This is a genomic window from Flavihumibacter cheonanensis, from assembly GCF_022352215.1.
GTDB lineage: Bacteria > Bacteroidota > Bacteroidia > Chitinophagales > Chitinophagaceae > Flavihumibacter > Flavihumibacter cheonanensis.
Map to the genome: position 1 here is coordinate 134263 of NZ_JAKRWF010000003.1, position 13273 is coordinate 147535.

Genomic DNA, 13273 nt, shown 5'->3' on the forward strand with positions numbered 1-13273 from the left:
ATGAAAATAGTACCGGTAGACGATCCAGCACACGAAAAAGCGTTCCTGCAGGTACACCTGCAGGTTAATCAGCAGAATCCGGATTTTGTACAGCCCCTGAACCAGGATGTGGAGGCCGTGTTCAATCCGGAAAAGAATAAATTGTTTCGCCAGGGTCAGGCCCGGAGATGGCTGCTTCAATTGGAGAATGGAAAATTTGCTGGCAGAATTGCTGCCTTTATCAATCCAAAGTATAAATCGAAAGGTGATACGGGCGCGGTTGGCGGATTTGGATTTTTCGATTGCATTGATGACCAGGAAGCTGCCAACCTACTGTTTAACACAGCAGCAGGCTGGCTGAGAGAGAATGGAATGATTGCAATGGATGGCCCCATTAATTTCGGCGAACGTGACAAATTCTGGGGAATGCTGGCAGAAGGTTATCAACCTCCTCCCTATGGCATGAATTATAATCCGCCTTATTATAAAACATTATTTGAAAACTACGGATTTCAGGTTTTTTACAACCAGCTTTGTTTTCGTATGGACGTAGCCGGCAGTGCCACGCAGTTGCAGCCTAAATTTTATGAAGCACATCGGAAATTTGCTGCAGATCCGGCTTTCCAGGCAAGGATGGTCGAGAAAAAAAACCTGGAAAAATATGCTGTCGATTTTTGTAAAATTTACAATGAGGCCTGGGCTAAACACGAAGGCAATAAAGAAATGCCCGAGCGGCAGGCCATTGCATTATTCAAAAGTATGCAGGCTATTATGGATGAGAAAATAGCCTGGGTGACCTATCACAACAATGAACCGGTTGCCATGTGGATCAATATCCCGGACCTCAACCAGATTTTTCGCTTTTTCAAAGGCGAATTAAACTGGTTGAATAAACTGCGGCTCATCTACCATTTAAAAACCGGAACCTGTAATCGCTTCATAGGAATCATCTATGGAATCGTGCCTGCTTTCCAGGGAACCGGTATCGATTATTACATGATTGTTGAAGCAGAAAAAGTAATTAAGAAACAAGGGCGTTATAAAGAACTGGAATTGTTATGGCAGGGCGATTTCAACCAGAAAATGTTGAACATCTCCCGAAATCTGGGCGCTACTGAAAGCAGGCGACTGATCACCTGGCGGTATATGCTGGATCCCAACCATTCCTTCCAACGTCATCCTTTTTTAAACTAACCCAAACCATCCCGGAACCGACCGATGAAGATCGAAATAGTTCAATCCGCCATTCAGATTAAAGAATTTCTGCAATTGCCTCTCCGAATCTATGCAGGGCATCCGAACTGGATCCGCCCTCTGGACAAGGATATTGAAGCTGTTTTTGACCAGAAAAAAAACAAGGCATTCCGGAATGGACATATTATCCGATGGATCCTGTACAACGATCAACGGCAGGTCATAGGAAGAATCGCAGCATTTTATAATAAAAAATATCGAAACAAGGGGGATGAGATTCCTGTTGGTGGGGTTGGCTTTTTTGAGTGCATCCATCAGCAGGAGGCAGCGAACCTGCTTTTTGATACGGCACGCAACTGGCTGATGGAACAAGGCGTGGAAGCCATGGACGGACCAATCAATTTTGGTGAACGTGATAAATGGTGGGGACTGGTTACGCAAGGTTACCAGCCACCGCTCTATTGCATGAATTTTAATCCGCCTTATTATATTGAACTTTTTGAACAGTATGGATTTCAACCCTTTTATAACCAGATCTGCTTTGGCATGCATCCCCATGAACCTTTGCAAGCCAAGTTCTACGAACGGCATGCCAAACTGGAAGTTGATCCTAATTTCACGGCCAGGCACATACGCAAATCAAATCTGAAAAAATACGCTACCGATTTTTGTACGGTATACAATAAAGCCTGGGCGGGTCATGCGGGTAACAAACAACTGAGTCCTGGTCAATGTCTTAAATTATTTGAGCAGATGAAACCGGTGATGGATGAAAAGATTGTCTGGTTTGCCTACTACAAGGAGGATCCTATAGCCATTTTTATCAACCTGCCGGATCTCAACCAATGGTTCAAATACCTGAACGGACAATTTAATCTGCTGGCAAAGCTGAAATTTTTATGGATAAAGGCGACCAAACCCAACCGGCGTTTTGTGGGACTGGTATTTGGCGTGGTACCGGAATACCAGGGCAAGGGTGTGGACAGCTTTATCATTGTTGAATCAGCCAAAGTGATTCAGCATAAACTACCCTACGATGAGTATGAAATGCAATGGATCGGTGATTTTAACCCCAAAATGATTGCTGTTGCAGAAAATCTCACGAACGAAAGAAGCCGTATCCTCACCACCTACCGCTACTTGTTCGATCGCACCAAAGCCTTTCACCGCCATCCCCCCGTCGGGTAACCGAAGGGTAACCGTCGGGTGGGGGGAATTCTGTAATTTAGCCGCCGTATGGAGCAGTTTATAGTATCAGCGAGAAAGTATCGTCCCCAGAACTTTTCAACAGTAGTTGGACAGGCACATATCACCACTACCCTGAAAAATGCGATCCGAAACCAGCAACTGGCGCATGCCTTTCTGTTTTGCGGTCCGAGAGGGGTTGGAAAAACCACCTGCGCCAGAATTCTGGCCAAGACCATCAACTGTGAACACCCCACCCCGGAAGGTGAAGCCTGCAATACCTGCCAGTCCTGCGTTTCTTTTAATGAAGGAAGCTCACTGAATATTCATGAACTTGATGCCGCCAGCAACAACTCGGTGGATGATATCCGGTCGCTGGTGGAGCAGGTACGTTTTGCTCCGCAGGCTGGGAAATACAAAGTTTATATCGTGGATGAGGTGCACATGCTCAGTACCAGCGCCTTCAATGCCTTTCTGAAGACCCTGGAAGAACCGCCTCCCTATGCCATCTTCATTCTGGCAACCACTGAAAAACACAAGATACTGCCAACCATTCTCTCCCGCTGTCAGATTTTCGATTTCAAACGGATCACGACACAGGATACAGTGGATCACCTGGCAGAGATATGCCAGAAAGAAGAGATCAAGGCAGAATTACCCGCCTTGCAGGTAATCGCACAAAAGAGTGAAGGCTGTATGCGGGATTCACTCAGTATACTTGATAAAATTGTCAGCTTCACCAATGGGGAGCTAACGTATAAAAACACATTGGAGCACCTGAACATACTGGATGCAGATTATTATTTCAAATTGATGGACTGCATGTTGAAGCAGGATCTTTCAGGAGCTTTATTATTGTTTGAAAATATCAACCGGAAAGGGTTTGAAGGAGATCTCGTGCTCAATGGCTTTGCGGAATTCATCCGCAACCTGCTACTTAGTAAAGATGAAAAAGTGGCCAGCCTGGTTGAAGTAGTGGAAAGTTTCCGGCAGCGTTATCAGCAAATGTCGGCAACCTGCAGCACGGGTTATCTTGTAAGCGCCTTAAATATATTGGCGGAAGCAGAAATCAATTTTAAATCGGCACGCAACAAAAGACTGCATGTTGAGCTGGCCCTCATTAAACTCTGCTATCTGCAACAGGCACTAAGTGTAGTGGCAGATGCTGATAAAAAAAAACAAACGGACCTGAGGCCACTAAATTTTCGGGTAATCCAGCCTGTTAGAGCAGCTGATACAGTCTCATCAAATCCGGTGGAGGGAATAGATCCGGCTCAAATTAAACCGGCTCAGACTATACAACAGCCCCCCGTGATTCAACCAGTAACAAAAGCTGCATCAGGTCCAAAATTGATCATCGAAGATCAACTGATTGCAGAGAAAAAAACAGCTTCCGGCAAACTTGGATCCTTGCAGAAGTTAAGACAGCAGATCAGCTCAACCACCCAAAACAACAAGGAACGATCTGTCATTTTTATAACGGCAGAATTGCTGCAGGCCGCCTGGCAGGAATTTATTGAACAACTGAAAGTCAACCGTAATCCTGCTGTTCAGAGTTTTGAACTGGCAGAACTAAGAGTCGTGAATGAAGAACAGTTTACAGTGATAACCCCCAATAATCTACAGCAAAAATTCATTGACGGAGAACGGATTGCACTGACTGATTACCTTCAACAGCGATTCCATAACCGCCGCCTATCCTACCAGGTGGTGGTGGAACAGCGGGAGGACCTCAGCATTAAAATTGAAGCTCCACTCAATTCAAGGGAACGGTTCCAGCAACTGGCTGAACAGTTTCCGCTGATAAAGGACCTGAAAGACCGGCTGAAGCTGGAACTCGACTACTAAGCATGTCCATTTGCAGCACCAGCAGTTGTTTGAATTGCTCAAAAACCGCTTCCTGTTTTAAATCAGCTGTTGTCCGGTACAATTCGATCAGGGTATTGAATTCCGATTCAAAAAACTGGTTGTTCGCGAAATAGACAAAATTGGCGTTGAGGTAGTTTTGAACCTTTTGACTCAATTCCGGCTTGCCTGTATATAATCCTTCTTCCATAAAGGATTTCAGGAATTGTTTGTATGCAGGTTCACGATTGGTTGTATGCTCCACCATCATGGAAGTAATCAGTTCAATAGTGATACTTTCTCCCTTAAAAATGGGCTCCAACAATTGAAACATAAAAGAAGCATCTTTTTCAAAATTTGAAAACTGATCTTTCGCAGATAGGAATGCGGTAAAAGACTTGACCAATTCCTCCTCCCGCTGAATTTCCCTTGCTTTTTGAAGCGCGATTCTTGCCATTTGCAAATCAAAATCAACCAACGCAGCTTTCCACTCATCCCGATCCGCTTCAATCTTTGACATTATTTGGGCCGCATCAACTTCCTGGTATTTTTTTCCTTCAAAATCAAAACTGGTAATCTCCACCTGCTTGTCCAGAATGGCCTGCAACAATTGAATATCCTGCTCTGCGGCAATAATCCTGCGATAGAGCGTTGCCTGTTCAGCCGAGCAACGTTCTTCCCAATTATCTTTCTCCGGCGGAGCCGCCAGTATCGCTTCCATTGTCAGTTCACTGAAAGGACGGCCATCATAACATCCGGCATATGCTGCAGGTAAAGTATACTGATCCTGTTCATAATCATAGCGCCTCCTGAATTCGGATAAATCAATATAACTGGTATTCGTTGTGTCGACTCCTCCATTCTTATAAACCAGGGAGGTCATGGATTCCTGTACAGATTCGGTCTGTTGAAGTAGTTCCCAAGCAACACCAGTATCTGCAGGCTTATCCCTGTTCAGCGCCTCAAGTGCTTTGATTCGTTCCTCCATCGGAGGATGAGAAGCCCATTGGTCCTTACAGTTGATACGATTGAAGGTTGCTGTCCAGTTTTCTGTTCCAGTCTGACGCGTTAGCAGGTACTGCTGTGCAGTATAAAAATTTCGTGCAATCTGCTGGTCTTTCAGCCAGCCATTACAACTGCTGAGCACCCATTGGTAGGAAGCATCCCCCAATTCGAGTTTGGTAAGAGCTGTAATCAGATTATTGGCGCCCGCTACCTCCGCAGCAACCGCATCTGCATGAAACTCCATTTCCCTGGAAAGGCCCATGTAGGATTTATTAACCTGGGCATACATTTTCTTCTGAATGGATTGAATACCCTTCACAATGCTTACGGTTATCTCCGCAAAAACCGCGAATGTGCTGCTCACGCTGGCCCAGGCATTCAGGGCTTTTCCAAAACCTTCATTATCATAGAGCATGTTATAAATCACTTTGTTCACCTGGTAAACATAACTTCCCAGTTTCATGGAACTTTGGGAAAAGTGTCCGAATTCATGTGCCAGCACTGCTTTCAGCTCTCCCTTGTTCAGCGAATTGATGAGTCCCAATCCGATAACCAGGTTTTTTCGAACCGGGAAAAACATGCTCCAGAATCCTGAATCATAAAACACACTGGCATTCACATCGGGTGCCAGGTATACATGTTTGGGGAATGGCGCACCAATTTCGGTAGAAAGTGAACGGATTGTTTGAAAAAGTTCGGGTTGTTCTCCCTCCATAATCCGGATATATCCGGATCTGTCCTGCCTGTTTACATGAAAGAGGAATTTCAGCAGGAAAAAAAGTACCATCAAGCCAAGTCCGATGATACCCACCCCTACCAGCAGGATGAAAAAATTGGGGATCGCCATCATCAGCGCAAGTCCTCCCAGTACGCAGGCGGTTGCTAATGCTGCGCCCGCCAGGACCAATACAAAATAGGTTAGGATAAAAAAGAGGATCTGTACAACGACCTGCCGGGCAGACCGCTGGAAGTCAGGATGAGGTTTAAGCATGCGGGGTACTTTGTTTAAGCGGATAAGATAAAAATAGTTTCCGGAATTTAAAACACCTGGCGCCTTCGCACCAAAACCAGTTACCTTTGCGCCAATGAATAGTCCACTTCCACACGATACCATTGTGCCCTTTGGCGATGAGAACAAAAGTAAAAAAGAGCAGGTTGCGGAAATGTTCGACCAGATCGCGTTTCGGTATGATTTCCTGAACCGGTTTCTGAGTGGAGGCATTGATGTACGGTGGAGAAAAAAGGCCATCAGGGAATTACAATCCATCCAGCCCAAAACAGTACTAGATGTTGCTACCGGAACAGCAGATGTGGCGTTGATGACTTACAAATACCTGCAGCCGGATCATATTACTGGTATTGATATATCGAATGGGATGCTGGATATTGGTCGCCAAAAAATAGCCCGGCTGGGACTGGAAAAAATCATTACTCTTCAGCAGGCAGACAGTGAGGCGCTTCCATTTTCTGATAATCAGTTTGATGCTATTACCGTAGCATTCGGAGTTCGGAATTTTCAAAACCTGCACAGGGGCCTGGCTGAAATGCTGCGGGTGTTAAAACCCGGGGGCAAACTGGTGGTGCTGGAGTTTTCCAAACCGAAAACAGTTGGTTTCAAATCCCTCTACAAGTTTTACATGAACCTGGTAACTCCTGGTATCGGCAAACTGATCGCAAAAAATAAATCTGCCTACCAATACCTCAACGATTCCGTGCAGGCATTCCCGGAAGGGGATGATTTTTTGAAAATTTTAAGCGCAACCGGATTTGAAACAACTTACCGTAAACCGCTGACAATGGGCATTAGCACGATTTATGCAGGTACTAAGGCAATGTTATAATCAGCGGAGCCGACAATAGAACCAATTTTTGGCCGTTTATTTGATTATTGAAGCCAAACACCAGCCTATAGTTCGATTTTTACGTATGTATGCAGATATGAAGGTTAGCCCGTTCAGGATGCCGGGTGTTTGTTTTTCCCTGTTTTTCTGTTTGATGCTGCTGTTTCAGGCAAGAGATGGTCACGCTCAATTGCGAAATACCATTAACCTGCCCGACAATGACGACAAGTGGTATCATATCGGGATTGTGATCATGGGAACCTCCAACCGGTTCCAGTTCAACCAGCATCCCCGTTTTCTCCAATACGATAGTGTAATGGTCAGTAACCCGAACAACAGTTTCGGTTTCGGGATTGGTGGTATGCATACGTTTCGGATCAATCACCGATTCGAAGCGAGAGTTGTTTTCCCGCAGTTATTGTTTGTAAACAAGTCGATCAACTACAACCTGAAATATCCCAACACCAGCAATGACGAGGCGCCGGTAATGAATCAGCAGGTTGAATCCATTCTATTGGGGGTGCCTATCCAGTTAAAACTCAAATCCGACCGGATTGGCAATTTTCGGGTATACATGATGGGTGGGGTGAAATTCGAAACGGACCTTACTTCCAAAGCCAATAGTCGAAACGCGGAAAATTTTGTCAAATTGAAAAAAGCCGACATGGGTATTGAAGCCGGCATTGGATTTAATTTCTATAACAAAATGTTTATTTTTTCACCGGAGATCAAAATTAGTAATGGGATCAGCAATGTGCATGCACGTGACCCGGATCTTAAATTTTCGAATGTGATTGACCGCATCCAGAGCCGCCAGATTGTCTTTTCATTAATCTTCGAAGGCTGATATCCGCAGATTTTTTTTACTGCTTTAAATACCTTAATTTACTGGTACAAAATTTTACTGGTATAGCAGGTATCTAAATAGAGAATCAAACCGTTGGCCCAACCAACGGTTCTTTTTTTAACCTATCAAGCCATTTCATGCTTTTCCCAATTTCTGACGATAACAGCGACCGGCATATTACTCCTTTCATAACCTGGGGCTTGATCGCGCTGAATATTTTTGTCTTTGTATTCTTACAGGGATTGGGATCCAATATCGGATTTACCTATGCGTTCTCTACCGTACCGGCAGAGATACTTACCAATAACGATCTCATAACAGAAGGCAAATTGATACGGGATACGGCCAGTGGTCAAACTTTCCAGGTGCCCGGCCTGCAGCCAACTCCCATTCCGGTTTACCTGACTTTGATCACCTCCATGTTCATGCACGGTGGTATTGCGCATATTGCAGGTAATATGCTGTATCTGTGGATCTTTGGAGATAACCTGGAAAATCGGCTAGGCCATGGCCGTTACCTGCTCTTTTACTTGTTAACCGGAATTATCGCTTCGCTGTCTCATGTATTATTCACCCAGTTTGCCGGTGCTGACCCAATGATTCCAAGCCTGGGTGCATCCGGTGCCATTTCGGGCGTTATGGGCGGCTATTTACTCCTGTATCCAAACAGAAGGGTAAATGCATTGGTTGGCTGGTTTATCATTGCCATCCCATCCTGGATTGCATTGGGCATGTGGATCGGTCTGCAGTTGGTGAGTGGCTTCGGCAGTTTATCCGGCCAGTCTGATGGGGTGGCTTATGCTGCACATATCGGTGGATTCGCAGCCGGATTTTTACTGATCAAATTCTTCGACCGGGGTAAACCGTTGCCACCAAAGCCAACCCAACAGCAGTGGGTTTACCGTAGAAGATAAGTGTCGGATTAAAAACTTACCCCACTATTGATCCTGCTTAATAACTGCTGATAAGTAGCCCTTATCAACTGATCCGCGATTTGTTCCCGCTTAGGGGGGTAATCATTCCATCGATTGTTCAGCAACGCAATATCAGCAGGTTCCAGGGCCCTGCGATCTCCTGTAAAACGGGCACGCTCCTGTGTCCAGTTGATTCGTTCAGGAAAACGATCGTATAAGCTGTTTTGGTTGCTGAGGCGGTCATAAATCCGGCATTCCAGCGTGGCATAACTGGTCATATACTGTCGTTCTACAAAAACGGTAGCCCTGACAGTGGTATAAACAGGCTGAGGCGGTTTCGATTTGGTTTCACCTGTTTTGATATTTTTCACTCTTTCATATTGGCGGCGTTCTGCATGCACCCGGTCAACGAAAAGTTCTACAAAATCCAGGTCCACAATTTTATCCGGCACCAATTGTTGTGCTCTTAATTCCCACTCTGTAAAAAAGCGAACATTTCGAAACGCTCGGGCATTCAGGTCCCTAACCATCTGCTGCTGTAACCAGTCGTTTTGAAATCCCCAATAACCAAATCCATAACGGTTATAGTTAACCGGATTAACCAATACCCGTGTAAGTGCTTTTTCTGCTGCCAGTTGAAGTTGCTGGTTAACATCTTTGTAACCAGGCCAGGCTTTGTTCGCTTTCTCAAAAAAATCATAGGCCTGCTGTGCCTGCAGACGGGTATTGTACCCCAAATAGGCTCGACCTGCCTGGTAGTATTGTTCGGCTGCCTGCTGGCGCGCCTGCTGTTCCTGTGGCCGGGGATCCGGCAAGCCGGGAAATTCTTTAACCACCTGCGGAATGGCCTGGATCTGCTCATACATTTGCCCCACTACCTGCCATTCCTTTACCTGTTGCATATACTGATCACCGGCCTGGCTGCCAGCATAAGGCTGCGCCATCCTGGCTCTTTTCTGAAAAGCGGCTTCATATGCATCTGATAACAAACGGATACTTGACTTGTCATTGGGTTCTTTTTTGACCTGTGCAATGAGATCAAGTACGGCGCGATCTTCTTCTGTATAGTATTTATTTAACCGGCCCGAACCACCACAACCTGCTACCAGGATAGCGAGCAGGACATATAGAATCCGCCAACAATTCATATATTCTTTTTTTATTCTATACAAATTACAACATATCAGGCATCCCAAATCAAACTCTGGTTTCTGGCATGAAAATTCGATTAAATCCGGGCACCTTACTCTTTAAGGCAGGTGAATCGCTTTTATTGGCGATAACTTTATCAACCGGAAGAATCAAAAACCTTAGCTATGGTCTCAGTTATAATACCTGTTCTGAATGAAGGAGCAACGATTCGAAAAGTGGTTAAAACCATTCGTAAAACCAGCCTTCCGCATGAGATCATTGTTGTTGATGACAATTCCACCGACAATACGATAACCGAAGCGCTGAAGGAATCGGTCAGGATACTTACCAGCAGCCAGCGTGGAAAGGGACTTTCCATGCGCGAAGGACTGCTGGCATCAAAATACAACACCATCCTTTACCTGGATGGAGACATTACCACCTATCCGCCCAATATTGTTGACCTGTTGGCTGCTCCGATCCTGGAAGGGAGGGCAGATTTTGTAAAATCCTGTTTCACAAGACAAGCCGGACGGGTAACACAACTGGTAGCGAAACCTTTATTGAGTATTTTATTCCCCGAATTGAGTCATCTTGATCAGCCCTTGAGTGGGATGATCGCAGCCAAAAAAGACTTATTGCTACAAGTTGGTTTTGAAAAGGATTATGGTGTAGATATTGGTTTGCTGATTGATGTACATAAACTCGGTGCGCGGATTGAAGAAGTAAACATCGGAAGGGTACAGAATGCGATGCAGAACCTGGAACAATTGGGAAAAATGTCAAAACAGGTATCCAGAACCATTTTGCAAAAAGCCAGTGCAGAAGGCCTGCAAAGCCTGGCAACTATTGGAGAGATCAATATCATCAGCCGTCAACTGGAAAACTCTGTATTGGAATCAGTTGATCAGATTGATAAAATGGTGCTGCTGGAAATGGATGGAGTGGTGCTTGACGGACGTTATCTTGCTGCAGTATCCCAACAGCTAGGCCTAACCGAAGAATTGCTCCCTATTGTTTCGAGTGCTTTACCAGCCCATGAAAAGCTAAAATCAATAGCCGCTCAATTCAAAGGAGTAAGCATGCCCGAATTACTCGAAATCGCTGATGATATGCCCCTGGTTAAGGGTATTACAAAGGTGATTTCAGAATTAAAAAAGAAAGGATACAAGATCGGCCTGGTCTCAGAACTATTTACCTGCGTAGCAAGTCACATAAAAAACAAACTCGGGATTGACTTTGTATTAAGCAATGAGTTGATGCTGCAAGACGGTATTATTACCGGGGAACTGGAAATTGCTCCTTTTTTCCTTGATGGAGAGCAGTATGGAAAAGAACATTTATTTGCGCATATCCACGACCGTTATCAGCTCCCACCTTCCAATATCATTTATGTGAGCGCCAGTCGACGCGATCATCCCTGTTTACAAAATGCAGGCATTGGATACTTTTTTCAATCGGAAGATCTGACGGATCTGCTGGAACTGATTCCGGGACTTGATAACCAGCCTTCCTGGCAGGGATTGCCCAATCCAGCCAGGCCTGCGACCCTGGTATTACCAACACTCTTTGTTGCTGCACTGGGATTCCTGGTATATTCCAGCTGGAGTTGGGCAAGAAAAAACCCGCCGGTTAGGGCGGGTTGTTAATATCTGGTACTGATTTATCAGATCAACATTCTGAGAGGTTCTTCCAACAGTCCTTTAACAGTTAGAAGAAAAGCCGCTCCTGATGCTCCATCCACAACCCGGTGGTCGCAACTCAGGGTCACTTTCATTACATTCCCGGGAACTACTGCTCCGTTTTTCACTACCGGAACCTGCTGAATCGCACCAACAGCGAGAATACAGCTATCCGGCGGATTGATGATGGCAGTAAATTCATCAATTCCAAACATACCCAGGTTGCTGATGGTAAACGTACTTCCTTCCCAATCGGAGGGTTGCAATTTTTTTGCTTTGGCTTTACCGGCAAAGTCTTTCACTTCTGTAGCGATCTGAGAAAGACCCTTAGTATCGGCATTACGTACTACCGGCACCAGCAGTCCTTCGTCAACAGCCACAGCCACACCAATATTTACATGATGATTGGTACGAATGGTATCTCCCAACCAGCTGCTGTTTACCACCGGGTGCTGCTTGAGAGCTATTGCCACTGCCTTCAGCACCATATCGTTGAAAGAAATCTTAACGGGAGCGAGTTCATTGAGTTGAGCACGGCTCGCAACTGCCTTATCCATATCGATAGACATGGTCAGGTAAAAATGGGGAGCAGTGAACTTGCTTTCAGCAAGTCGGCGCGCAATCACTTTACGCATCTGGGAAACAGGGCGATCCTCGTAGCTAACCAGGCCGGTTCCTCCACTTGTAGTGGTAGTTGCCGGTTGTGCCGGAGTGCTCGCTACCGGTGCAGCAGCTGTGGCAGCAGCAGCCGGTGCAGCTTTACCAGGCTGGAAACTTTCAATATCCGATTTTACAATTCTTCCGCCATCTCCGGACCCTTGCACCTGTTGTAGATTGATCCCTTTTTCAGCAGCCAGTTTACGGGCCAGCGGAGATGCTTTTAATCTTCCGTTGCTGGTAGAATCTTGCGTAGCAGAAGCCGCTTCGGTCGAACCTGAAACGGAAGCCTGCTCTGCAGCCGGAGACGCTGAAGCAGCAACTACAGGTCCGCCATTGGCAGCAGCTTTAATTGCTTCCAGGTCAACGGAACCAGGTTCTCCAATTACACAAAGCAAGGAATTCACAGGAACTTTATCGCCCTTTTGCGCACCGATGTATAGCAGAGTACCGTTCTTATAACTTTCCAATTCCATGGTAGCCTTATCGGTTTCCACTTCGGCCAACAAATCGCCTTTGCTTACCTTTTCACCCACTTTCTTATGCCAGTCTGCAATTACCCCTTCGGTCATGGTATCACTCAAACGAGGCATCAGGATTACTTCTTCAATTTTCGAGAGATCAACGCCCGCAGCGGGTGCAGGAGCAGCAGGTGCTGCGGTTTCTTTGGAAGCAGGTGCTGCCTCCTTTTTTGCAGCAGGGGTAGCAGGGCTTCCCCCTGATTTAACCAGATCTGCAATATTTTCACCAGGCTCTCCAATGATTGCCAGCAGATCATTTACCTGCAGTTTTCCTCCTGGTTCAATTCCAATATGTAATAAGGTCCCGTCTTTATAACTTTCCAGGTCCATAGTAGCCTTATCGGTTTCTACTTCCGCCAGTAGTTCCCCCTTCTTCACAGCATCTCCTACCTTTTTGTGCCAGGCTGCGATAACGCCTTCGGTCATGGTATCGCTCAAACGGGGCATCAATATCACTTCTGCCATCTGAATG

10 protein-coding genes are annotated in these 13273 nt (G+C 45.7%); 7 read left to right on the forward strand and 3 right to left on the reverse strand.

What is annotated here, in order from left to right; all coding sequences use genetic code 11:
* Genes MD536_RS14460 through MD536_RS14470 form a run of 3 tightly spaced genes read left to right on the forward strand, consistent with a single transcriptional unit; the run spans position 1 to position 4206 of the window.
* Positions 1–1173, forward strand: coding sequence for a hypothetical protein (locus MD536_RS14460; protein WP_239601367.1), 1173 nt, complete (start codon positions 1–3; stop codon positions 1171–1173).
* Positions 1174–1197: 24 nt separating this feature from the next.
* Positions 1198–2361: a hypothetical protein gene (locus MD536_RS14465; RefSeq protein ID WP_239601368.1), complete on the forward strand. Its 1164-nt coding sequence runs from the start codon at positions 1198–1200 to the stop codon at positions 2359–2361.
* A 48-nt stretch (positions 2362–2409) separates the two neighbouring features.
* Positions 2410–4206, forward strand: a complete 1797-nt coding sequence (locus tag MD536_RS14470; RefSeq protein ID WP_239601369.1) for a DNA polymerase III subunit gamma/tau — start codon at positions 2410–2412, stop codon at positions 4204–4206.
* Here MD536_RS14470 and MD536_RS14475 read toward each other — a convergent pair.
* A complete protein-coding gene (locus MD536_RS14475; RefSeq protein WP_239601371.1) occupies positions 4115–6199 on the reverse strand; it encodes a M48 family metalloprotease in 2085 nt (694 codons plus the stop codon). The two genes, MD536_RS14470 and MD536_RS14475, sit on opposite strands and share 92 nt — an antisense overlap.
* Positions 6200–6293: 94 nt before the next feature.
* Between MD536_RS14475 and ubiE the strand changes: the two genes are divergently transcribed.
* The 3 genes from ubiE to MD536_RS14490 all read left to right on the forward strand — a co-directional run bounded on the left by ubiE (position 6294) and on the right by MD536_RS14490 (position 8810).
* The gene (gene ubiE, locus MD536_RS14480; RefSeq protein WP_239601373.1) at positions 6294–7049 is read left to right on the forward strand and encodes a bifunctional demethylmenaquinone methyltransferase/2-methoxy-6-polyprenyl-1,4-benzoquinol methylase UbiE; all 756 of its coding nucleotides are present in this window, start codon (positions 6294–6296) and stop codon (positions 7047–7049) included.
* A 28-nt stretch (positions 7050–7077) separates the two neighbouring features.
* Entirely contained in the window at positions 7078–7896 is an 819-nt protein-coding gene (gene porT, locus MD536_RS14485) for a type IX secretion/gliding motility protein PorT/SprT (RefSeq protein WP_239601374.1), read from the forward strand.
* A gap of 137 nt (positions 7897–8033) precedes the next feature.
* Complete coding sequence (locus MD536_RS14490; protein ID WP_239601381.1) at positions 8034–8810, forward strand: rhomboid family intramembrane serine protease; 777 nt, start codon at positions 8034–8036, stop codon at positions 8808–8810.
* 8 nt (positions 8811–8818) lie between these two features.
* On the opposite strand, the gene MD536_RS14495 is transcribed toward MD536_RS14490, so the two are convergent.
* Positions 8819–9958: a hypothetical protein gene (locus tag MD536_RS14495; RefSeq protein WP_239601383.1), complete on the reverse strand. Its 1140-nt coding sequence runs from the start codon at positions 9956–9958 to the stop codon at positions 8819–8821.
* 168 nt (positions 9959–10126) lie between these two features.
* On the opposite strand from MD536_RS14495, the gene MD536_RS14500 reads away from it, so the two are divergent.
* Positions 10127–11590 (forward strand): glycosyltransferase, encoded by a 1464-nt coding sequence (locus MD536_RS14500; protein ID WP_239601385.1) that lies wholly within the window; start codon positions 10127–10129, stop codon positions 11588–11590.
* Positions 11591–11607: 17 nt separating this feature from the next.
* Here MD536_RS14500 and MD536_RS14505 read toward each other — a convergent pair whose 3' ends face one another.
* The gene (locus MD536_RS14505; protein WP_239601386.1) at positions 11608–13266 is read right to left on the reverse strand and encodes a pyruvate dehydrogenase complex dihydrolipoamide acetyltransferase; all 1659 of its coding nucleotides are present in this window, start codon (positions 13264–13266) and stop codon (positions 11608–11610) included.
* Between the last annotated feature and the right edge of the window lie 7 nt (positions 13267–13273).

Excerpts from the sequence above, each read along its gene's own strand:
- MD536_RS14460 (WP_239601367.1), top strand. The coding sequence starts at position 1 with ATGAAAATAGTACCGGTAGACGATCCAGCACACGAAAAAGCGTTCCTG.
- MD536_RS14465 (WP_239601368.1), top strand. The coding sequence starts at position 1,198 with ATGAAGATCGAAATAGTTCAATCCGCCATTCAGATTAAAGAATTTCTG.
- MD536_RS14470 (WP_239601369.1), top strand. The coding sequence starts at position 2,410 with ATGGAGCAGTTTATAGTATCAGCGAGAAAGTATCGTCCCCAGAACTTT.
- MD536_RS14475 (WP_239601371.1), bottom strand. The coding sequence starts at position 6,199 with ATGCTTAAACCTCATCCTGACTTCCAGCGGTCTGCCCGGCAGGTCGTT.
- ubiE (WP_239601373.1), top strand. The coding sequence starts at position 6,294 with ATGAATAGTCCACTTCCACACGATACCATTGTGCCCTTTGGCGATGAG.
- MD536_RS14490 (WP_239601381.1), top strand. The coding sequence starts at position 8,034 with ATGCTTTTCCCAATTTCTGACGATAACAGCGACCGGCATATTACTCCT.
- MD536_RS14495 (WP_239601383.1), bottom strand. The coding sequence starts at position 9,958 with ATGAATTGTTGGCGGATTCTATATGTCCTGCTCGCTATCCTGGTAGCA.
- MD536_RS14500 (WP_239601385.1), top strand. The coding sequence starts at position 10,127 with ATGGTCTCAGTTATAATACCTGTTCTGAATGAAGGAGCAACGATTCGA.
- MD536_RS14505 (WP_239601386.1), bottom strand. The coding sequence starts at position 13,266 with ATGGCAGAAGTGATATTGATGCCCCGTTTGAGCGATACCATGACCGAA.